The sequence below is a fragment of the Agromyces sp. NPDC058110 genome (genome assembly GCF_042884735.1).
In the GTDB taxonomy this organism is placed as follows: domain Bacteria; phylum Actinomycetota; class Actinomycetes; order Actinomycetales; family Microbacteriaceae; genus Agromyces.
Map to the genome: position 1 here is coordinate 334,280 of NZ_JBHVTI010000004.1, position 20,314 is coordinate 354,593.

At 70.3% G+C, this 20,314-nt stretch carries 19 protein-coding genes; 8 read left to right on the forward strand and 11 right to left on the reverse strand.

The window, feature by feature from the left end; translation table 11 throughout:
• Positions 1-26 precede the first annotated feature (26 nt).
• Positions 27-722, forward strand: a complete 696-nt coding sequence (locus ACFVS8_RS11715) for a hypothetical protein (protein WP_387061992.1) — start codon at positions 27-29, stop codon at positions 720-722.
• A gap of 61 nt (positions 723-783) precedes the next feature.
• Here the strand turns inward: ACFVS8_RS11715 and ACFVS8_RS11720 are convergent, their stop codons facing one another.
• From ACFVS8_RS11720 to ACFVS8_RS11755, 8 genes are read right to left on the reverse strand one after another with little or no spacing between them, the layout of a single operon-like run.
• Entirely contained in the window at positions 784-1,464 is a 681-nt protein-coding gene (locus ACFVS8_RS11720; RefSeq protein ID WP_387061995.1) for a polysaccharide deacetylase family protein, read from the reverse strand.
• Positions 1,461-1,820 (reverse strand): hypothetical protein, encoded by a 360-nt coding sequence (locus tag ACFVS8_RS11725; protein WP_387061998.1) that lies wholly within the window; start codon positions 1,818-1,820, stop codon positions 1,461-1,463. Before ACFVS8_RS11725 ends, ACFVS8_RS11720 begins: the two co-directional genes overlap by 4 nt.
• Positions 1,821-1,846: 26 nt before the next feature.
• On the reverse strand, positions 1,847-2,707 hold the full coding sequence (locus tag ACFVS8_RS11730) for a class II fructose-bisphosphate aldolase (RefSeq protein WP_387062001.1): 861 nt from the start codon (positions 2,705-2,707) through the stop codon (positions 1,847-1,849).
• A complete protein-coding gene (locus tag ACFVS8_RS11735; protein ID WP_387062004.1) occupies positions 2,701-3,480 on the reverse strand; it encodes a DeoR/GlpR family DNA-binding transcription regulator in 780 nt (259 codons plus the stop codon). The genes ACFVS8_RS11730 and ACFVS8_RS11735 overlap by 7 nt, the downstream gene beginning before the upstream one ends.
• Entirely contained in the window at positions 3,464-4,471 is a 1,008-nt protein-coding gene (locus ACFVS8_RS11740) for a D-2-hydroxyacid dehydrogenase (RefSeq protein WP_387062006.1), read from the reverse strand. Before ACFVS8_RS11740 ends, ACFVS8_RS11735 begins: the two co-directional genes overlap by 17 nt.
• Complete coding sequence (locus tag ACFVS8_RS11745; protein ID WP_387062009.1) at positions 4,468-5,388, reverse strand: carbohydrate ABC transporter permease; 921 nt, start codon at positions 5,386-5,388, stop codon at positions 4,468-4,470. The genes ACFVS8_RS11740 and ACFVS8_RS11745 overlap by 4 nt, the downstream gene beginning before the upstream one ends.
• 9 nt (positions 5,389-5,397) lie before the next feature.
• Positions 5,398-6,339 (reverse strand): carbohydrate ABC transporter permease, encoded by a 942-nt coding sequence (locus ACFVS8_RS11750; RefSeq protein ID WP_387062012.1) that lies wholly within the window; start codon positions 6,337-6,339, stop codon positions 5,398-5,400.
• Positions 6,339-7,646 (reverse strand): ABC transporter substrate-binding protein, encoded by a 1,308-nt coding sequence (locus ACFVS8_RS11755; protein WP_387062015.1) that lies wholly within the window; start codon positions 7,644-7,646, stop codon positions 6,339-6,341. Before ACFVS8_RS11755 ends, ACFVS8_RS11750 begins: the two co-directional genes overlap by 1 nt.
• Positions 7,647-7,844: 198 nt before the next feature.
• Between ACFVS8_RS11755 and ACFVS8_RS11760 the strand changes: the two genes are divergently transcribed.
• The 4 genes from ACFVS8_RS11760 to ACFVS8_RS11775 all read left to right on the forward strand — a co-directional run bounded on the left by ACFVS8_RS11760 (position 7,845) and on the right by ACFVS8_RS11775 (position 10,942).
• Entirely contained in the window at positions 7,845-8,753 is a 909-nt protein-coding gene (locus tag ACFVS8_RS11760) for an SIS domain-containing protein (protein ID WP_387062018.1), read from the forward strand.
• Complete coding sequence (locus tag ACFVS8_RS11765) at positions 8,753-9,121, forward strand: hypothetical protein (RefSeq protein WP_387062021.1); 369 nt, start codon at positions 8,753-8,755, stop codon at positions 9,119-9,121. Before ACFVS8_RS11760 ends, ACFVS8_RS11765 begins: the two co-directional genes overlap by 1 nt.
• Positions 9,094-10,107 carry a carbohydrate kinase family protein gene (locus tag ACFVS8_RS11770; protein WP_387062024.1) on the forward strand — a complete coding sequence of 338 codons (1,014 nt, stop codon included), beginning with the start codon at positions 9,094-9,096 and terminating at the stop codon, positions 10,105-10,107. The genes ACFVS8_RS11765 and ACFVS8_RS11770 overlap by 28 nt, the downstream gene beginning before the upstream one ends.
• Positions 10,108-10,249: 142 nt before the next feature.
• Entirely contained in the window at positions 10,250-10,942 is a 693-nt protein-coding gene (locus ACFVS8_RS11775) for a class I SAM-dependent methyltransferase (protein ID WP_387062027.1), read from the forward strand.
• 47 nt (positions 10,943-10,989) lie between these two features.
• Here ACFVS8_RS11775 and ACFVS8_RS11780 read toward each other — a convergent pair whose 3' ends face one another.
• A complete protein-coding gene (locus ACFVS8_RS11780; RefSeq protein WP_387062029.1) occupies positions 10,990-13,953 on the reverse strand; it encodes a hypothetical protein in 2,964 nt (987 codons plus the stop codon).
• 103 nt (positions 13,954-14,056) lie between these two features.
• On the opposite strand from ACFVS8_RS11780, the gene ACFVS8_RS11785 reads away from it, so the two are divergent.
• A complete protein-coding gene (locus ACFVS8_RS11785) occupies positions 14,057-14,554 on the forward strand; it encodes a DUF427 domain-containing protein (protein WP_387062032.1) in 498 nt (165 codons plus the stop codon).
• A gap of 1 nt (position 14,555) precedes the next feature.
• Here ACFVS8_RS11785 and fosX read toward each other — a convergent pair whose 3' ends face one another.
• The gene (gene fosX, locus ACFVS8_RS11790; RefSeq protein ID WP_387062035.1) at positions 14,556-14,984 is read right to left on the reverse strand and encodes a FosX/FosE/FosI family fosfomycin resistance hydrolase; all 429 of its coding nucleotides are present in this window, start codon (positions 14,982-14,984) and stop codon (positions 14,556-14,558) included.
• A 473-nt stretch (positions 14,985-15,457) separates the two neighbouring features.
• Positions 15,458-15,823: a cupin domain-containing protein gene (locus ACFVS8_RS11795; protein WP_387062038.1), complete on the reverse strand. Its 366-nt coding sequence runs from the start codon at positions 15,821-15,823 to the stop codon at positions 15,458-15,460.
• A gap of 199 nt (positions 15,824-16,022) precedes the next feature.
• On the opposite strand from ACFVS8_RS11795, the gene ACFVS8_RS11800 reads away from it, so the two are divergent.
• Complete coding sequence (locus tag ACFVS8_RS11800) at positions 16,023-16,829, forward strand: CPBP family intramembrane glutamic endopeptidase (protein ID WP_387062041.1); 807 nt, start codon at positions 16,023-16,025, stop codon at positions 16,827-16,829.
• Positions 16,830-17,209: 380 nt separating this feature from the next.
• Positions 17,210-20,254 (forward strand): hypothetical protein, encoded by a 3,045-nt coding sequence (locus tag ACFVS8_RS11805; RefSeq protein WP_387062043.1) that lies wholly within the window; start codon positions 17,210-17,212, stop codon positions 20,252-20,254.
• Positions 20,255-20,314 lie beyond the last annotated feature (60 nt).

Consider the following 20,314-nt stretch of genomic DNA (forward strand, 5'->3'; position numbering starts at 1 on the left):
AATCAGAAATGAGCAAGAATAAGCAGATGCATTCAGATTCAGCTGCGATCATCGGCGACGACCGACCGACGGCAGGACCGGTCAGCCTCGCGCAGGGCGTCTACGGCGCCCGCGGAAACCTCGAACTGCTCGCGTGCGACGCCGACGACGGGCTCTGGGTGTTCTGGTTCAACGCCGACCTCGAGACCGACCCGCTCGAGACGCCCGACGTGCCGCCGGGCACATGGAGCGCCGGGCTGCACTTCGCCGACGGCTGCCGGTACCTCGACGCGCAGATCCTCCAGTCGACGCTCGGCCCCGACCACCTCGAGGTGCTCGCGCTCGACGACGACGGCGTGCTGCAGAGCTGGTACTGGTCGCCCGGCCCCGGCTTCCAACGGAGGGCGACGGATGCCGCGACGGGTGTCGTGCGGTTCGCGGCCGCCCATGCGGCCGGCGTGCTGCGCCTCACCGTCGAGGGCGCCGACGGCGTCGCGCACCACCTCGTCTCCACGGCCGCGGGCTATCCCGAACGCTCATGGGCGCCGACGGCGACCGGGGCCGGTCTGCCCGACGAGGCATCCGCCCGCGCCGCGATCGAGGCTGCCGGCGCGGCGACCGACGGCATCGCACCCGGAACCGCCCGAAGCGCGACCTCGACGCGCGACGGCGGCACGACCGAGCTCACCTGGCGCGACGGCGCCGGACGCATCCGCCACCTGGGCGTGCCGCTCAGCGCCTGATGGTGCTCGGGGCCGCCGCCAGGCGACGGCGGCCCCGAGGCTCGTTCCCGCGTGGAACGGCTCAGTTCACGCGGTGGATCATGGTGTTGGCGAACTGGTACCGGTAGCCGGCGTCCTTCACCGCGGCGTCGTGACGCGGGTTCTGCCCGTACGACGAGCCGTGCAGCCACACGAACGCCGGCGCCTCCTGGCCGGTGACGGCCTCGAGGGCGCGCTTGGAGTCGACGACCTCGCGCTGGATGTCGGCGTCGGAGAGCACGGTGTCGAAGCCCTCGTGGTGCGCGGTGTGCGGGAAGACGACGTGGCGCTTCGACAGGTCGGCGACCTCGTCCCAGTTCATCGCGATGCGGCCGCCCTTGGTGTCCTCCTCGACGAGCGAGATCCAGTGCGCCCTGGCGAACGCCTCCTGGTGCTCGACGTCGGCGTCGACGAACGACGTCGCGATCGGGAACCAGCCCGTGAGGCCGAGCTCGTCGCAGAGCGGCGCGGCGACCGTGGCCGAGTTGCGGTAGCCCTCGTAGAACACGGGGATCAGCCCGGGCTTGTCCTTGTGCCAGGTGCCCGTCTCGAACAGGCGGTCGAGGTCGTCGAGCGTCACGGTCGCGTAGTCGCGGGCGAACCCCGCGAGCTCACGGGCGAGCTCGTCGCGGGCCCCGTTCGGCGTCGAGTGGTAGTTCACGACGCGGATGAAGTGACCGCGTCGCAGCTGCTCGCGCTGGGCGGTGAACGACGGCTGGGTCATGCGGAGGCCTCCTCGGAGATGGGCGCCGCTCCGGGCGCGAAGTGCGTGTACGCGACGACCTGCATCGCGGTGATGACGGCGCCCTCGTCCTCATCGCGCGCGAAGGGCACGAGGGCCTCGGTGTAGCGGTCGAAGACGTCGGCGAAGGCGTTGCCCTCGGCGAGCTGCGCGGCATCCGTCGATGCGGGGATCTCGCGGCGCTCGTCGATGAACCCGAGCACCATGGGGATGCCCTCGCGCTCGAGGCGGCGGTCGTGGCAGGCGCGCATGAGGCCGACGATGTCGCCGGCTTCGAGGAGGGCCGCGGCGCTCGGCTCGCCCTCGTGCGAGCTCGGTCCGGACACGGTTGCGGACATGGGTGGTTCCTTTCGTGGTGCGGCGCTCAGCGCGCGGCTTCGGAGACGGGCGCTGAGGCGGATGCGGGCGTCGAGATGACCTGCAGCAGGTGCTCGACGGTGACGGCGATCGCCTCGCGCGCCTGCTTCAGCGCGGCGCGCGGGTCTGGCCCGCCGCCGAGACGGGCGGTCAGGGCGTCGGTGTACGCGGCCGACAGCTGCGTGCCGACGTTGATCTTGCGGATGCCGGCCGCGACCGTCGCGCGGATCGCGTCGTCGGCGACGCCAGACGAGCCGTGCAGCACGAGCGGCACAGGCACGGCCGCGGCGATGCGGGCGATCAGCTCGGTGTCGGGCACGGCGGTGCGCGTGGTCATCGCGTGCGAGGTGCCGACGGCGACGGCGAGCCCGTCGACGCCCGTCGCACGTGCGAATGCGGCGGCCTCGGCGGGGTCGGTGCGCACGCCGGGCGCGTGGGCGCCGTCCTTGCCGCCGATCTCGCCGAGCTCGGCCTCGATCCAGAGGCCGCGCTCCCGACCGAGTTCGGCCACGCGGGCCGTCTCGGACACGTTCAGCTCGTACGGCAGGGGCGACGCGTCGAACATGGCCGAGCCGAAGCCGAGGTCGGCCGACTCGAGCACGAGCGCGGCATCCTCGCAATGGTCGAGGTGCAGGCCGACGCCGACCGAGGCGCGTTCGGCGAGCGCCGTGCAGGCGGCCGCGATGGGTGCGAGACCCCCGTGGAACCGCACGGCGTTGTGGCTGATCGAGAGCAGCACGGGCAGTCCGGCGCGCTCGGCACCGGCGACGATGCCCTCGGCGTACTCGAGGGTGATGACGTTGAAGGCGGCGACGGCGGGCAGGCTCCCGCCCACCCCCGCCAACAGGCGAGCGGTGTCGGTCAGCATGTCTCGACGGTCACCCCCGCGTCGCGCAGGCGCTGCAGCACCGCGGCATCCGCCCCGTCGTCGACGATCAGGCGCGAGATGCCCGACGTCGGCACGAGCCGCGCCGGCCCGCGCTGCGCGAGCTTCGAGTGATCGGCGAGCACCGTCAGCCGCATCGCCGAGGAGGCGAGCGAGCGGTCGGTCTGCGTCTCGGAGAGGTTCGTGCCGGTGAGGCCCATCTCGGGGTCGACGCCGAACGCGCCTGTGAAGGCCTGGTCGATGCCGAACTCGTCGAGGCCCGCGATCGTGAGGTGGCCGAGCAGGCTCATCTCCTGCCGGCGGAGCAGGCCGCCGAGCACGATGATGTCGATGTCGGAGTACTGCGAGAGGCGGTTCACGACCGTGAGGCTGTTCGTCAGCACCGTGAGCCCGCGGATGCCGCCGAGGAACGGCAGCATCGCCTCGGTCGTCGTGCCGCCCGTGATGAGCACGGTCGAGTTCGGGCTGATGTGCGCGGCCGCGGCGCGGCCGATGCGCTGCTTCTCCTCCGCGAACGCGACCTCGCGGATGGGCCGCAGCGGCTCGACGTCGTCTTCGACCTGAGCCGCTCCGCCGTGCACGCGCTCGATGAGCCCGCGGTCCTGGAGGTCGTTGAGGTCTCGGCGCACGGTCGAGGTGCTGACGCCGAGCAGGCGCGCCATCTCGGTGACCGAGCCCGCACCGTAGGTGCGAATGTAGTTGAGCAGCTCGCGCTGGCGCTTCGGGCCGAGCAGGGGTTCAGTAACCGGAGACACGATCAACCTCATTCACGATCGACCGGCCCTCTGCCAGTCGGGTCAGGTTCTCGACCACGAGGTCGAGCGTCTGTGCATGATACTGCGGGGCCAGTCCGGCAACGTGCGGCGTGATGAGCGCGCCGGGTTCCGACCACCAGACCGACTCGGGGCCGAGCGGCTCCTCGTCGAAGACGTCGAGGGCGACGCCGCCGATGCGGCCGTCGCGCAGCCGTTCGAGCAGGGCCTGCTCGTCGACGATGCCGCCGCGCGCGATGTTCACGACGAGCGCGCCCTCGGGCAGCAGGTCCAGCTGCTCGGCGCCGATCATGTCGCGGGTGAGCTCGGTGAGCGGCACGACGACGATCAGGATGTCGCTACGGCGCATGACCTCGGGCAGCGCCTCCATCGGGAGGATCTCGGCGCGGTCCTCGCCCGGCGCCTGGCGCCCGGTGTCGAACTTCGCGTCGGCGGCCGCGGGCACGCCCGTGCGGCTGAGGCCGAGCACGTGCATGCCGAACGCCGTCGCCAGCCGCGAGATCTCGCGCCCGATGCGGCCGTAGCCGATGATGCCGACCGTCGCGCCGGGCAGTTGCCGAGGCGTCAGCGACGAGAGCCGGTCGGCGTTCGTCGGCCAGCTGCGCTCTGCGCGATGGCGTTCGATGAGCGGCATCCGGTGCGCGAGTTCGAGCGTCGCCATCATCGCGTACTCGGCCATGGGCACGGGGGCGATGCCGCCGAGCGTGGCGATCGGCACGCCGGTCTGCCACAGGCTCGTGCGGCGCACGTGGTCGACGCCCGAGGTGTCGAGCTGCACGCACTTCAGGGACGGAGCAGCGGATGCCTCGGGGAACCACTCGCTCGTGTGCAGCAGGTCCACGCGTGCGAGCAGGTCGGAGTCGGGCGTCTCGCCTGCGGCGAGGCGATGCACGTCGACATCGGGCAGCCGCTCGGACAGCTCGGCGAACCAGGCGTCGGGCAGGGGCAGGGTGCAGAGATAGGTGAGGGTCATTTGATTCCCGCCCGAGCGAAGCCCTGGACGAAGTAGCGCTGGAAGAAGAGGAACAGGAGCACCATCGGCAGCACCGAGATCAACGCGAGCGCCATGATCGAGTTGTAGTCGGGACTGGTCTGGCCCTTGAGGTAGAGCAGGCCGATCGGCAGGGTGAAGAGGTCGTTGTCCTTCAGGGCGATGAGCGGCCAGGCGAAGTCGTTCCAGCTGCCCATGAGCGTGAGCAGCGTGAGCACCGCGATGAGCGGCTTGCAGAGCGGCAGCACGACCTGGATGAAGATGCGCAGGTGGCCGGCGCCGTCGATCTTCGCGGCCTCGATGATCTCGTCGGGGATGCCGATGAAGAACTGCCGTGCCAGGAAGATGCCGAACGCGGCTGCCGCGCCCGGCAGGATCACGCCCCAGTAGGTGCCGTAGATGCCGAGGCCCGAGACGAGCTTGAACTGGGCGACCATGATGGCCTGCACCGGGATCATCATGGTCGCGAGCGCGAGCAGGAACACGACGTTGCTGCCGCGGAACTTGAGCCGCGCGAACGCGTACCCCGCGAGCAGGTTGACGACGACCGTGAACGCGGTCACGAAGACGCCGATCACGAGCGAGTTGCCGAACCAGGTCGCGACCGGGTACTGGTCGAAGACCTTGGCGAAGTTCTCGAGCGTCCAGGTGCTGGGCCAGAAGCGGAGGCCCGGCTCGAACACCTCGCCGCGCGGCGAGAACGCCACGACGACCATCCAGTAGAGCGGGAAGAGCACGATGATCGACACGAGCGTGGCGATGGCGGTGCGCCACACGATGCCGCGGCGGGCGCCGATGGTGCTGCCCTTCCGCTCGCGTCGGCGCTGGAGCCTCGCCGCCTTGCGGTCGCCGAGGAGCTCCGCCTCGGAGATCTCGAGCAGTGCTGTGGTCTGGGTCATGGCGTGCTCCTACTCGACCAGGTCACGGGTGCGGCTCGTCTTCCACTGGATGAAGGTGAAGATGAGGGTGATGATGAGGATCACGATGCCGATCGCGGCGCCGTAGCCCTGCTCGCGGATCTGGAAGCCGTTGCGGTAGGCGTAGGTCACGAGCACCGAGGTCGAGTTGCCCGGTCCGCCGCCGGTCATCACGAAGATGAGGTCGAAGACCTGGAACGACGCGATGACGTTCATGATGAGCAGGAAGAACGACGACGGCCCGACGAGGGGCACCGTGATCGACCGGAACTGCTGCCAGCGCGAGGCGCCGTCGATGCGGGCGGCCTCGTAGACCTCGGGCGAGATGCCCTGCAGGCCGGCCAGGTAGATGATCATGTTGAAGCCGATGCGCAGCCAGATGGCCACCACGACGACCGAGATCATCGCGGGCACGCCCTGCGACTGCCAGGCGACGGGGCTCAGGCCGACCGCCGTCAGCACCTTGTTGATGAGGCCGTTCGACTCGTAGAAGAGGATGACGGCGACCATCGCGGAGGCGACGCCCGAGATGACCATGGGCAGCACGATCGCCGTGCGGAACACGCCTCGCGCGGGCAGCACCGAGTTGAGCAGCACCGCGAGGCCCAGGCCGCCGATCATGACGACCGGCACGGTGAGGATGGTGAAGACGATGGTGTTGCCGAAGCTCTGCCAGAACACCGGGTCGGTGACGAGCTTCACGTAGTTGTCGAGCCCGACCCACTCGGGGGTGCCGAAGCCCTTGGTCTCCTGGAACGACAGCTGCACCGCCCAGACGATCGGGAGGAACAGGAACACCGCCATGAGCAGCAGGTTCGGGGTGAGGAACCCCCAGCCGACGAGGGATTCCTTGATGCGGGCGGCGCGGCGCGCCGCCCGCGGGCGGGCGGGCGCCTTGGCGCCCTCCCGGCCGCGGGCGGTGGTGGTGGTCATTACTCTGCAGCTTCCTTGATGGCGTCGTTGAGGTTGGACAGCGTGTCCTTCGTCGACTGGCCGCCGATGAAGGCCGCCTCGAGCTGGTCCTGCAGGGCGGTGTTGATCGCGGCCATGGCCGGCGAGGTGAGCTGCTTGACGTCGCTCGGTTCGATCGTCGCAGCCTGGTCGACGAACGCGGGCATCACGTCGGGACGCACGGCGAAGTCGATCGCGTCGCCGCCGAGGTCGGTGCGCGTCGGCAGCTCGTTGGTCGCGGCGCAGAACTCGCTCATCGCATCGGCCGAGACCATGAACTTGAGGAACTCCGCTGCGAGCTCGGGGTTCTTCGTGGCCTTCGTCGCGACGAGGGCGTTGCCGCCGAGGTCGGTCGCGCCGCGCTCGTCCTTCGGCATGGGGATCGCGGTCCACTCGAACTTCGCGAGGCTGTCGACGTCGGGCACGAGGAACGAGCCGAGGAACGCCATGGCCGTGGTGCCCTCGGTGAAGAGCGAGTCGGCGTATGTCGGCGACTTGGTCGACGAGGTCGGCGGCACCCAGTTCTCGGTGAAGAACGACTTGGTGAAGTCGAGCGCCTTCTCGCCTGCGGCCGAGTCGATCTCGGGGGTCTTGCCGTCTTCGCCGAGGAACGCGCCGTCGGCCTGGAACAGCCAGCTCAGCCAGCGCGGTGCGCCGCCCAGCTGCCAGTTGTAGACGAAGGGGTACTTGTCGGCGGGCAGCTTCGTGCGGAGGTCGGCGGCGAAGTCGGCGAACTGGTCCCACGTCCACGCGTCGTCCTGCGAGGTGGGCAGCGTCGAGACGTCGATGCCCGCGGCGGTGAGCATGTCGGTGTTCACGAGCAGCGCCGAGACATCCGTCTGGTGCGGCACGCCGTAGGGCTTGCCGTCGTACGAGACGGCCTCCCACATCGCGGGCGTGAACTCCGAGACCTCGTCGTCGGAGAACGACGAGCTCAGGTCGAGCAGCTGGTCCTGGCTCGAGTAGACGCCGAGGTTGCCGTAGTCGACGCGGAACACGTCGGGCGCGTCACCCGACGAGAGCTGGGCGTCGATGTTCGAGAACATCTGGTCGTACGGCACGACGTTGAGCTTGACCTTCGCACCCTCGTGCTCGGCCTCGAACTGGCCGATGAGGTCCTTGAACGCGGCCTCTTCGGACTCGCTCGCCCACGTGGTGAAGGTGAGGTCGCCCGAAGCCGAGTCGCCCTCATCGCTTCCACCACCGCCGAATCCGGCGCACCCTGCGAGTGCCACCGTGCTGGCCATCGCGATGCCGACGGCGGCGAGCATCTTCCTGCTGAGTTTCACGCTGCGATCTCCTCTTGTGATCGGAACGGCGAGTCGCGGTGCTGCGCTGCGCCACTTGGATTCAGGTAGTTTGCAACATCCATCCCAATTCGTCAAGAACTTCCATAATCTGCTCATTTCTGATTGAATCTGCGTAGATCACCGCTCCGGCGGTGCCGACCATCGCCCCTCCGGCGGTGCCGACGTCAAGGAACTCCCATGAATGACCGCATTGACGGACCGGGTGCGATCACCCGGGCCGAGCTGACCAGCCAGCCCGACATCTGGGCGCAGGCCCTCGACCTCCCCGCCGAGCAGCTCGCACTGTTGCCCGCAGCCGGCGAGAAGGTGCTCGTCGTCGGATGCGGCACCTCCTACTACGTGGGCGACGCGTACGCGTACCTCCGCAACGACGCGGACCTCGGTCGCACGCGCGCCGCGATCCCCAGCGAGATGACCTGGGTCGACGACGACGAGCACATCGTCGTCATCTCGCGCTCAGGCACGACGGCCGACGTCGTCGAGGTCGTCGAGCGCTACCGCGACACGCACCGCATCACCGCGCTCCTCGGCGACACCGACACCCCGCTCGGCCGCCTCTGCGCCGACCGCACCGTGCACCTCGGCTTCGCCGACGAGCAGTCGATCGTGCAGACCCGCTTCGCGACGACCGGCCTCACCGTGCTGCGCTCGTCGATCGGCGCCGCCCCCGAGACGCTCGTCGCCGACGGCCGCGCCGCCCTCGAGCTCGACCTCCCCGCCGACGCGGCCACGCTGCAGCACGTCGTGTTCCTCGGCCACCGCTGGGGCGTCGGCATCGCCTACGAGGCCGCCCTCAAGGTGCGCGAGTCCGCCGGGTTCTGGACCGAGTCGTACCCGGTCTGGGAATACCAGCACGGCCCGATCTCGTGCGCCGGCGAGCACTCGCTCGTCTGGTTCCTCGACGACGTGCCCGAGTCGGTCGTCGCCGACGTGCGCGCGACCGGCGCCGCCGTCTACTCGAACGACCTCGACCCGCAGGCGAACCTCGTGCTCGTGCACCGCCTGGCGCTCGCGCTCGCACTCGAGGCCGGCCGCAACCCCGACACCCCGCCGTTCCTGAACCGGTCGGTGCTGGCCACCAGCTGATGCCGCTCGTCACCGTCACGGCCCCGACGCACCCCGCGCAGTACCGCCTGCTGAGCGCGGTGGCGGATGCCGTGGCGCAGGCGCTCGCCCTCGGCGACGGCGACGTGCTCGCGACGTGGGTCGCGGCATCCGCCGTCGTCGCCAGCGGGGCGTCGCCGGAACGACGGGCGCCGGAGGGATCGGCCCCGGATGCCGCGCCGGCCGGCGCCTGGCCGATCGTCTCGCTCCACGGCGGCGACCGCGGCCCCGTGGCGGTCGACGCCGCCTGTGCCGCGGCCGAGCAGGCTGTACGAGACTGGGCTCACCGCAACGCCATCGAACTCGAAGGAGTCTGGACCGAATGGCTCACGCCTCGTCCCCCTCGCTGACCCCCACGTCTGGCGCGCTGCCCGCCTCGCGGGAGCTGCTCGTCATCGGCGAGCTCTGCGTCGACCTCATCATCGAGCTCGAGGGCGACCTGCGCTTCGAGCAGCACGAGCAGCTCGTGCCGTCGACCACGCTCACGATGGGCAGCTCGTCGGCGATCACCGCGTGCGGCGCGGCCGCCCTCGGCGTGCCGACGAGCCTGCTCAGCGTGCGCGGCGACGACACGTTCGGCAGCTTCCTCGACGCCGAGCTCTCCCGCCGCGGCGTGGGCACCGACCTCGTGCGCATCGACGCCTCGCTGCCGACCGGGGCGTCCACCCACCTGACGAGGCCCAGCGGCGATCGCGCGATCCTCACCTCGATGGGCTCGATCGGCCGCGTCGCGGCATCCGAGGCTCCGGATGTCGTGCTCGACCGCTTCGGCCACCTGCACGTGGGCAGCTACTTCCTGCAGGAGGACCTCTGGGCGGATGCCGCCGACCTCTTCGCCCGCGCCCGGGCTGCCGGGCTGACGACCTCGCTCGACGGCAATTTCGACCCGACCGAGCAGTGGGACCGCGGCGTGCTCGACGTGCTCGCCTCGGTCGACGTCTTCTTCGGCAACGAGCAGGAGATCTGCGGCATCACGCGCGTCGACGACCTCGCCGCGGCGGTCGAGGCGCTGCTCGATGTCATGCCCGAGGGCGCGATCGTCGTCTGCAAGCTCGGCGCCGAGGGTGCGGTCGCCGCACGCCGCGCCGACGGCGAGACCCTCCGCACGCGCGCCGCCACGCCGACGATCGAGGGCGACCTCGTCGACACCGTCGGCGCGGGCGACACGCTCGCGGCGGGCTTCCTCGCCGCACGGCTCGCGGATGCCGGCATCGCCGACGCCCTGGCCCTCGCAGTCGCGTGCGGCACCGCGTCGACCCGCGGGGCGGGCGGCGTGGGTGCGCAGCCCGACCGTGCCGCGGCCGAGGCGCTCGCGGCGACCGTCGCCGTCTCGTAGCAGCAGCGCCCGTGGCGGCGCCGACGTCCGCGGCATCGACGATCGCGCGATCGGATGCCGCGGGCTTGCCGTTCCGGCAACGCGGCGTGCGTTCGCGGCACCCCGTTCCGTACGCTCGTGTCGACGAGAGGACGCACCACCCATGAGCGCTCACGAGCACGCGGCATCCGGAACCTCTGCAGACGGGGCCGCGCACGCACCTGCCCAACCGTCGGGGCACGCCGAGATGTTCGAGCCCGACGCCTGGGACGAGCGCTACTCGGGCGAGGAGCAGGTGTGGAGCGGGCGGCCGAACCCGCAGCTCGTGGCCGAGGCATCCGCCCTCTCCCCCGGCACCGCGCTCGACGTGGGCTGCGGCGAGGGCGGCGACGTGATCTGGCTGGCCCAGCAGGGGTGGCACGTGACCGGCGCGGACTTCTCCGCGAACGGCCTCGCCAGTGCCGCCCGGCACGCCGCCTCGGCAGGAGTCGCCGACCGCACCGACTGGTGGCAGGTCGACGCGCGCGCCCTCGATGCCGGCGGGCGCGAGTTCGACCTCGTGACGACGCACTTCCTGCACCCGCCCGAGGCGGGCATGGTCGACGTCACCCGCCGGCTCGCGCAGGCCGTCGCCCCCGGCGGGCACCTGCTCGTCGTCGGGCACGCGCCGTCGCCCGTGTTCACGCACCTGTCGGCGAGCCATCGTGACGCGATGTTCCTCGCCGAAGACCTGTTGCCGGCCCTGCCCGCCGACTTCGAGGTGCTCGTCGCCGAGCAGCGCCCGCGCCGGGCCGTGCGCGACGGCGTGACCGTCGACATCGAGGACGCGACGCTGCTCGCCCGCCGCGCGCGCTGACCGCCGCTTGCGCTGACCGCAACGCGCGGGCCCGCCGCGCGCTGGCGTCACTCGAGGCCGTTCACCTCCAGGATCGGCAGCATCCAACGGTCGACGATGGTCGGCGAGAGCTCGCCGCGCCGACGGCTGATCACCCGCAGCGCCGGATGGAAGACCTGATCGACCTTCACCCGCGCGAGCCCGCCGGTCGTGCGGGTGTGCCGCACGATGAAGAGCGCCGATTCGAGCCGCATCCGCTCGGGTGCCTCGACCAGCCGGTCGACGATCTCGACGACCTGCTCCGAGTGACGCATGCTGGTGTAGGCGTGCCCGAGCGCGCGATGCGCTGCGTTCCGGGTGGTGCGCTGCGACGGCCCGAAGTCGCCGCGCGAGCCGAACCAGCGCGCCTCGACCAGCGTCTCGTACCCGTCGACGACGTCGTCCATCATCACAGAGGCGGCGATGGTGTCGACGACGAGCCGGGCGAACGACGACCCGCCCGGCTCGCCCTGCGGGGCCGCACCCGTGCTCCGGCGCGACTCGCCACCCGCCCCGCGCTCGAGCAGCCGCAGCGCCGAGACGGCGAGCATCTCCGCGGGCACGAGATACGCAGCCCGCATGAACACGTCGACGAACTCACCGGTGAACCCGGTCTCGCCTGCTGCGCCGTCGAACTGCACGAGCAGACGGGTGACCGACTCGAGATCGGAGAGATCCAGTTCTCGCGCATATCTGTCGACCACCGAGACGAGGTACTGCGAGAGTCCGGATGCCGCGACCTGCCCTGCGACAGCGCACGCGAGCTTCACCGCGACGACCGGGTCCCAGACGCCGTCGGGGGCGACGAGCATCCATCGGAGGAACATGTAGACGTCGTGCCCCTCGGCGATCGCCGCGACCGACCGTTTCGCCCGGATCACGAGACGTCGCTGCGTCTCGGTGGAGAGCCGAGGTGCGGCGCCCCAGAGCACGGGGTTCGCGCCCTTGCGGTCCCAGAGCGCATCGATGACGTCGCCGCGATCCCACGTCACCACCTCATCGGAGTCGAGCCGCACGAGCCACTCGCGCAGCACGGCCTGCCGAAGTCTCGCCACGCTCCGGTCGCCGTCGCTACGCCACGCTGCCATCGCATCGACGACGCGCTCCGACGACGAGACATCGCCGTCCCAGCCGGCGGCCAGCAGGCGGGAGGCCCAGAGCGCGTCCCCTCCGGGCTGCAGTCGGGCGCCGTCGCGGCGCAGGATGCGGGCCGCGGTGAGTGCGCCGATGATGCGACCGAACACGCCGACGCGCTCCTCGGTCTCGGGTACGCCGACGAATCGACGCTCGAGGTCCTCCGCGAGGATCGGCGCACCGAGGCTCGTCGCGAACGCCTCGTCGAGGAGCGTCAGCACCCGGGCCGCGCAACGGGCCATCCAGGTCGTCGGTCCGAGGCGTTCGGTCACGAGGTCCCAGTACTCGTCGGCGAACTCCGCTTCGCTCAGACCGAAGGCGGAGCCCCCTCGCCGGCTCAGCTCGACCTGGATCCACGCGGGCAACGGTTGGCAGAGCAGTTCCCATCCGCCGTCGCGCTGCTCCTGAGGCAGGGTGAAGAAGGCACGGATCGACGCCCGGTCGTCGACGGGTGCCGCGGTCACGAGGATGTCCCGACCGAGCTGCTGCGTCACGTTGCTGCGATCGAGATCGAGCCACGTGTCGGGTCGCGCCTCGGTGCCGTACTCCTCCCAGAACCTGGGGTTGCGGCGATCGTGCACGGCGTCGAAGTGCTCGACACTCGTCGCGACGACCCAACGCACGCGGTCGCCGACGGTCGACGAACTGATCGCGTACTGCAAGCCCGCTGCGAACCCGACCTCGAGCCACTCATGGGCATCGTCCACCACGACCACGGCGCGGCGATCCAGTTCCCCGAGTTCCGTCGCGAGCTGGGCGGCCGAGACGATCGGCCGGCCGAGTGCCGCCGACGCGGCGCGTGCGAGCTCGTCCTCGAACCGCGCGCCGGCCACGGGCGCGACCACGATCACGAAGCGGCCGCGGGCGAACAGTTCGCCAGCAGCACGTCGCGACACCGTCGTCTTGCCGGTTCCCCACCCGCCGACGACCGGCAGCACGATGCGGTACCTGGGCGTCGCGCACTGCTCGAGGAGCCAGTGCAGCCAGGTCAGCACGTCGGGGCCGACGGCGTCGGCATCCGCCCGCCGCGCCGAGCTTGCACGGGAGAGCAGGTCGCCGAGCCGCGCGTCGACGAGCCTGGCGCGGAGACTCTCGAACGGGAGTCCGGCGTGCGAACGGATGCGGCGCAGCGCGTCGAGGTCGAACACCCCGTTCGCACCGTCGATGACCTCGCGGAGGGCGCGGTCGACACGCTCGGACCAGTCCGAATCGGCGAGCACGTCGGCCGGCCGCTCCGAGGCGTCCCAGCCGACGAGCTCATGGCGACCGAACTGCGCGTTCGCCATGCGGTCGAGACCCACCCGCGACCTGGTGCGCAGCCGGTCGAGTTCCCGCTCGTTCGGGGCGCCGGCGTCGAGCAGCCGGTCGATCTTCTCGCCCAGCGTCTCGATCGCGACGGCGGTGGCCACCTGCAGGTCGAAGCCCAGTTCGGCTCGGGCGTCGGCGTCGGCGAGCACCGCGGCGATTACGCGCTCGACGATCTGCCGGCAGACCGCCCGCTCACCCTCGGACGGCAGGGCGCGCTCCGTCAGGCTCAGGATGTCGGCGGCGATCGCCGCAGGGTCGGACTCGAATCGCACGACCCGTTCGGCGGTGAGCGGCCCCCACTCGGCGAGCGCGTCGACGGCCATCTGGGCACCGGTGTCGAGCGCGTCGTTCGGGATGCCCTCGCCGGCGATCCATTGCACGAGTTCGCGCTTGGATTCCCGGATGACCCTGCGCGCGATCTGCGGCTCGTGCGCGTCCACCACGCGCTTGGCGACGATCTCGGCGATCTTCAGGATCGGCTCGGGCACGACTCCGGCGAGCAGGATCGCCGCGATGTCGATCAGCGGAACGGCGACGGCTTCCTTCGGCATTCGACCCCCTTCGATGCAGGCAGACTACCGAAGGCGCGTTGCGGAACAGGGCGGCTCCGTCAACCCGGTGTCCGTGCCGGGCGATCGGCGTAACGTGGCGCGCATGACGCACCCGACCCCGCTGCCGACCGCTCCCGGCCAGGAGTCCGTCTGGGACTACCCGCGGCCGCCGCGCGTCGAGGCAGTCGACTCGCGAGTGGTGATCACGCTCGGCGGGGCGCCGATCGTCGACACGGGCGACGTGCTGCGCGTGCTCGAGACGAGTCATCCGCCCGTGTACTACCTGCCGATCGACGATTTCGTGCCGGGCACGGTCGTGCCGGGCGCGGGGTCGTCGTTCTGCGAGTTCAAGGGCTCGGCGCGGTACTACAACCTCGTCGCCGGGCCGCATCGGGCGGTGCACGCCGCCTGGGAGTACCCGTCGCCGTCGCCCGGCTTCGAGGCGCTCTCCGGGCGCATCGCCGTCTACGCGGGCCTCGTCGACGAGTGCACGGTCGACGGCGAGCTCGTCGTGCCTCAGCCCGGCGGGTTCTACGGCGGCTGGATCACCTCGAACGTCGTCGGCCCGTTCAAAGGCGGCCCGGGCTCGTTCGGCTGGTAAGTCAATCCGCAAGCGTCGGCTGGTACACCGCGAGCCGCTCGCGCAGCGACCCGGCGTGCAGCTCGAACAGGTGGCCGTCGTCGTCGTGGAAGTAGATGGAGTCGCCCTCGCCGTCGACGCGCGAACGCGGCGGCCGGATGTCGAGGCCGAGTTCGGCGACCTTCGCTCGAAGCGCTGGCAGGTCGCCGCGCTCGACCTGGAACGCGACGTGGTTGTAGCTGCGCGGCAGCCCGCCGTCGCCCTGCATGATCGCGATCCAGGTCGACGTCGCGCCGTCGCCGACGAGGAAGAACCGCTCCGCCGAGAGCGAGAACGTGCGGTCGCCGCTGTCGTACACGCGCACGGCGCCGAGCACCTCGGTGAGGATCCGCTCCATGCGATCGAGGTCGCGCACGATGAAGGTCACATGGCTGAGGCCGCTGCTGGTCACCCGCCCAACGCTAGGCCACGCACTCGGGCCCGCAGCGCCGCGTCTGATCGACGTCGACGGAGGTCAGGCCGCGTGCCGGCCGCGCATCGCCTCGAGGCGGCGCGCGCCCGAGCCGAGTCGGTGCACGACCGAGTGCGGCACGCTGCGACGAGAGGCCCGTGATGCACGAGACGCACGAGACGCACGAGACGCGTCTGACGCACCGGCCACGACAGCCGCGGCACCGGCGGCCTCAACGAGTGCCGACGACCCCGGGCGGGCGTGGTCGACGCCTCGGGCGCAGGCGCACGGCAGGGCGAGCCGGTCGCCGAGCGGTCCGGCCACGTACTCAAGGTGGGTCGCCACGGTCTCGCATCCTCTCTCGGTCGTGAGCGGAGACATCCGCTCTCACCCATAGAGATGCAGCATGTCGCGGATCATGACGCGACACATCGGGACGAACCCTGAGATCGACCCTCAGTCGAGCTCCGCGCTCAGTCGAGCTCGCGCAGGTCGGCCGTGAGCTCGCCGCCGGCGTCGCCCGTGTTCACGGTGCCGGTGCGCTCGATCATGATGACGGATGCCTCGTGCTCGGCCCGCGGGCAGTGCTCGACGCCCTGCGGCACCACGAACAGGTCGCCAGCGCCCAGCACGACGTCGCGGTCGCGCAACTGGATGACGACCTCGCCGTCGATCACGAGGAATAGCTCGTCGGTCTCGGGGTGCATGTGCCACACGAACTCGCCGTGCAGCTTCGCGATCTTCATGTCGACCTGGTCGTTGACCGTCGCGAGCCGGTGCGGCTGCCAAGGTCCCGGGATCTTGGCGAGCGAGTCGGCGAGGTTTCGAACGTCGGTCATGATGCGGAGCCTACGCGCTTGGCGCCAGCCTCTGCGGGTACTCCGCGTGCTCCATCACAGGAACCTCACGTCCCGCACGAGAGGTCGTCGACCTCCGTTCGCCCGCTCGCGACTCCACGGACTCGACATCGGCTCGCGACATCCGCTCGCCCGACCGCTAGCGTCGACCTCGAGCCCGGCCGTTCTTCGAAAGGACCTCATGACCACGACCGCCCCCTCCGCACTGCGGGTTCGCCCTCGCATCTGGATCGGCCTCGCCATCTGGGTGGGCTACCTCGCCCTGGTCTTCACGATCCAGGTGTCGACCGGCATCCCCTACGACGAGTGGGGCGACAGCGCGGGCAACCTCTTCTTCGGCGGCGGGCTGTCGCTCATCATCGCGACGGTGCTGCTCGCGATCACGACGAGCCTGCTGGGGTGGTGGCGCCCGGCACTCTTCGAACGCGAGCGCAGCCGGCACAGGTGGCCGATCTTCGTGCCGATCCTCGCGGCGACCGCGGTCGTGATGAACCTCGCGGGCACCGACTGGGCGAGCTACAGCGGGGCGTTCCTCGCGGCATCCGTCGCCCTGCTGCTCGTCGGCTTCACCGAGGAGCTCGTCAACCGCGGCCTGCTCGTGGTGGCGCTGCGCAGCAGCCTGCACGAGGGCTGGGTGTGGTTCATCAGCTCGGCGCTGTTCGGGCTCGGGCACCTCATCAACATCGCGCTCGGCGCGCCCGACGGCGGCACGGTGATCCAGGTGCTCTCGGCGTTCCTCGGCGGCACCATCTTCTACATCCTGCGCCGTACGACGGGCTCGCTCATCTGGGCCATGGTGCTGCACGGCCTGTGGGACTTCTCGGTCTTCGCGACCGGGGTCGGCACACCCGCAGACCTCGTCTACCTCGCGAACGTGGTCTACCTGACGGCCGGCTTCCTCGCCCTCGCCGTCGTCGCCTTCGTGATCCGCGGGGCGCACGAGCGAGCGGATGCCGCGGCGAGCCCGGCCGACCCCAGCCGCTGGTGATCGAAGACCCGTCCGCAGGCGCACGGAAGCGCGGTGCGCTCGCCGAGCGCCCCGGTCACGTACTCCAGGTGGGTCGTCATGGCGCGGATCCTGTTCTCGGTCATGGGCTGAGGCATGTCGCCGCTCACCCCTAGAGATGCAGGATGCCTCGGATCATGACGCGAGACATCCGGATCCACCTTGAGATCCCGCGACCGTGCACGACCGGGTCGGCAGCCCCGGATGTCGAGACGGCGCCGCCCGCATCCGGTGCGAGCATGCGCTCCGCATGAGCCGACCTCGCGCCGCAACCGGCTCCTGCGCGTTCGGGCAGCCTTGACAGCCCGCTCGGGAGGACGCTGCCCGTTGTCGCCACATGTCGTCATCGTCAGACTCGAAGCATGGAGACCAGTCGCGCCCGGCGACCGGCGCGACCGCCGACTCCGCAGACGCAGCGCGCTGCCGCGACACCGAACGCGCCGGCGTCGCGGCTCGCCTGGTTGCAGCGCACGGCGGGAAACAGCGCCGTCACGGCCGTGATCCAACGCGACGGCGACGCAGCGCCGGGCCGACTCGATCAGGCGGCATCCGACCTGTACGGCTGGCTGGTCGCCAATGCCGTCAACACGGAGCGCGTCCTGCACACGATCCTGCTGCAGAAGGACCCATCCGACCAGGGCAAGCTCCGGCGGGCGTACGACGAGAAGTTCACGAGATCACTCGTGGCAGACCTCGAACGGTTGGGCGGCAACGACACCATCCGAGCTCAGGCATACCTGCAGCACGGCACATTGCGCGACGCCGACAAGATCTACATCGCCATCCATGGCGCGCTGACCGACGAGACGACGGTGGTTCGCGTGGTCGCATCGATCGGCGGTCAGTGCGCCAAAGCCGAGGAGGATTTCCGAACCACGTACGGGCCGAAGGGCTACCCCACCGACTACGTGCTGCCGAACGGGGAGAGCAGCCGCATCGGCGGCGCGCTCATGGCGGAGATGCTGAGCGCGACCTTCGCGACCCGGTTCCGCACCGCGGCCGTGCTGGCGTACGGCAAGACCCGACCAGCCGACGACGTCAAGATCGCGACCGTTGCGGGCTTCAACGATCAGGCCCTGCTGTTCACTGCGCTGCAGAGCCAGGATCCGAAGACCTTGTCGTCGGAGTTCGCCGCGTCGTACAAGGAGCCGCTCGTCGACTACCTCACTCGCGAGACCTCGCTGCACACGAAGAAGCGGGCGCTGATGCTGCTGCAGGAGCCCAACGACCAACGCTTGATCCGAACGCTCGAGATCGCGACCGACGGCTACACCACCGCCGACGCCGACTTCATCTTCGATGCGGTCGCGCACGCAGACGCGGCCCAGCTCGCGGCCTTCAAGAAAGCCGTCGAGAACAAGGACCCGCGACTGCGGAACATGGACGCCACGTTCGGCGGCATGAGCAAGGAGGAGCGCAGCCGGTTCGACGCGCTCGTCGGCGTCGGCGCGAACGGTGGAATCCTCGGCGATCCGGTCGTCGTCAAACTGCGAGGTCTGGGCGGCACCAACGGCGATGCGATCTTCGATGTGCTGCGCAATTCCTCGGGCGTCGACTACCTCGCCTTCAAGGCCGCACATGATGCGGACACCGGGCCGCTCCATCAGTACATGGATCCGATGCTCACAGCCCCGCAGAAGGGCTGGCTGCGCAGTTACGTCTTCACCGACCTCCGATCCCGTCTGCAATTCGTGATGACCAACCCCGGTCACGACGAGTACATCCTGTTCCTGCTCGCCTCGTTCACGACGGCGAACGACCGCCGGCAACTGGCCACCGACGCCTCGTTCGGTGCGAACCTCGCGAACCTCTCAACAGCGACGAAGAACAAGATCTTGCTGCAACTCGAGCCCAGCAGCCTGACCCCCCAGGAGCGGGCGGTATGGCTCGACGCGGCGGTGAAGCGCGAGACGGCCACCGGCGTGGGGTCCGTGACCGCCGCAGGTGCCGCGCTGGAAGACGAGAACCGCGAACTGCAGGCAGCCAAGGAGCGCGCGACCGCGGGAGGCAAGCAACCGACCGCCGAGGAGCAGGCCGAGATCGACCGGTTGGCGAGTCGCACGGCGACGGCCCTGACGATGTTCGTGCAGTACCGGGACCAGTTGGAAGCAGCCGTCAGCACCGCCGTCGACATCGCCGTGGGGCTCCTCCTGACGGTCGGCAGCGGGGGCGCAGCGGCGCCCGAGTTGGTCCTGGCGGCGATCGCCCGCGCGGCCGTCGCCAGCGCGATGGCCAAGGTGGTGTCGCGAAAGCTCGTGCTGGGTGACCGCTTCGACGTGGTCGGCGCCGACGGCGCAGCCGCGTTCGTCACCGGCGCCGTCGACGGGGCATTGAACGTCGTCGGACCGGCACTCGGCAAGAACCTGCTTCCGGCCTCGGTGCACGAGATGGCCGAAGCCTCGGCCCGATCCGCCGGGCCCAAGTCGTTCACGCAGTTCGCCGCCACCACGGGCGCGAAGATGACCGAGAATGCCGCCACCTCGGGGATCTCGAGTGCCGTGGAGACGTTGTCGCAGGACAAGACCTGGGCCGACGGATTCGATCAGGGCATGCGGGCGGCCATCGTGAGCGCCGCCACCGGCGCGGCCACGGGTGCGGCGGTCGGCGCACTCCCCGGGTCGGCCGCCGCGATGGTGGCGATGGCGGGCAGTCTCGAGCAGTTCGAGGAGATCATCGCTCAGTTCCCCGAGGCCGCGTTCACGCTCGAGAAGGTGACGTTGACGCCGCCCCTGCCCGACGCCTCCGTGCAGCAGATCCCGGTCCAACGGGTGGGCGATCCGAAGTTCAGCAACAAGGAGATCGGCGACGAGTTCGAGCGGTACGTCGACGAGCGGCTCTGGAAGGACGGACTCGGCGGCCAGGTGCCGAAGATGAACTTCGTGATCTCGGGTGAGCACAACATCGCCGGCAACGGGATCGATCGGATCGGGGTGGTGATGCATGCGGACGGCACGATGACCGTCTACCACTTCGAGATGAAGTTCCGCAGCGAGCCCGCCGGGGGCGCTGCGAATCCGAGCACCAAGCTGGGCGAGCCCGCCCGTGGCACGCAGTTGGGCCACGACTGGACTCAGGGTGCGCTCACCGATCTCGTCAACGCCTCCTCGTCGCATCCGCCGGCCATGGCCGTGTTCGATGCGACACGGGCGATGCTCGCGAAGGCGAAGTCGGCGGCCTCCGGCAAGCCCTTCGACATCGAATCCGTGACGCACGCCAACGTTCGGGAGTTCCTCGCAGCGAGCCTCAACGCCAAGAGGGTCGTCGTGGTGCCACTGCACGTCGACACCCGGCAGTTGCTGCGCCAGATCGTGGACCTCATCAAATCGAACCTCGATGTGAGCCTTGCCACCGTCAACGTCACGAAAGCCGAACTGGCGGCTCGACGGGCGAAACGCGCCGGCAAATGACTCGTGCCCGAGCCAGGACGAGCAGCGCCGGCCGCGAGCTCGTCGTGCGGGTTGGCGCAG

Excerpts from the sequence above, each read along its gene's own strand:
- ACFVS8_RS11715 (WP_387061992.1), top strand. The coding sequence starts at position 27 with ATGCATTCAGATTCAGCTGCGATCATCGGCGACGACCGACCGACGGCA.
- ACFVS8_RS11720 (WP_387061995.1), bottom strand. The coding sequence starts at position 1,464 with ATGACCCAGCCGTCGTTCACCGCCCAGCGCGAGCAGCTGCGACGCGGT.
- ACFVS8_RS11725 (WP_387061998.1), bottom strand. The coding sequence starts at position 1,820 with ATGTCCGCAACCGTGTCCGGACCGAGCTCGCACGAGGGCGAGCCGAGC.
- ACFVS8_RS11730 (WP_387062001.1), bottom strand. The coding sequence starts at position 2,707 with ATGCTGACCGACACCGCTCGCCTGTTGGCGGGGGTGGGCGGGAGCCTG.
- ACFVS8_RS11740 (WP_387062006.1), bottom strand. The coding sequence starts at position 4,471 with ATGACCCTCACCTATCTCTGCACCCTGCCCCTGCCCGACGCCTGGTTC.
- ACFVS8_RS11745 (WP_387062009.1), bottom strand. The coding sequence starts at position 5,388 with ATGACCCAGACCACAGCACTGCTCGAGATCTCCGAGGCGGAGCTCCTC.
- ACFVS8_RS11750 (WP_387062012.1), bottom strand. The coding sequence starts at position 6,339 with ATGACCACCACCACCGCCCGCGGCCGGGAGGGCGCCAAGGCGCCCGCC.
- ACFVS8_RS11760 (WP_387062018.1), top strand. The coding sequence starts at position 7,845 with ATGAATGACCGCATTGACGGACCGGGTGCGATCACCCGGGCCGAGCTG.
- ACFVS8_RS11765 (WP_387062021.1), top strand. The coding sequence starts at position 8,753 with ATGCCGCTCGTCACCGTCACGGCCCCGACGCACCCCGCGCAGTACCGC.
- ACFVS8_RS11770 (WP_387062024.1), top strand. The coding sequence starts at position 9,094 with ATGGCTCACGCCTCGTCCCCCTCGCTGACCCCCACGTCTGGCGCGCTG.
- ACFVS8_RS11775 (WP_387062027.1), top strand. The coding sequence starts at position 10,250 with ATGAGCGCTCACGAGCACGCGGCATCCGGAACCTCTGCAGACGGGGCC.
- ACFVS8_RS11780 (WP_387062029.1), bottom strand. The coding sequence starts at position 13,953 with ATGCCGAAGGAAGCCGTCGCCGTTCCGCTGATCGACATCGCGGCGATC.
- ACFVS8_RS11785 (WP_387062032.1), top strand. The coding sequence starts at position 14,057 with ATGACGCACCCGACCCCGCTGCCGACCGCTCCCGGCCAGGAGTCCGTC.
- ACFVS8_RS11795 (WP_387062038.1), bottom strand. The coding sequence starts at position 15,823 with ATGACCGACGTTCGAAACCTCGCCGACTCGCTCGCCAAGATCCCGGGA.
- ACFVS8_RS11800 (WP_387062041.1), top strand. The coding sequence starts at position 16,023 with ATGACCACGACCGCCCCCTCCGCACTGCGGGTTCGCCCTCGCATCTGG.
- ACFVS8_RS11805 (WP_387062043.1), top strand. The coding sequence starts at position 17,210 with ATGGAGACCAGTCGCGCCCGGCGACCGGCGCGACCGCCGACTCCGCAG.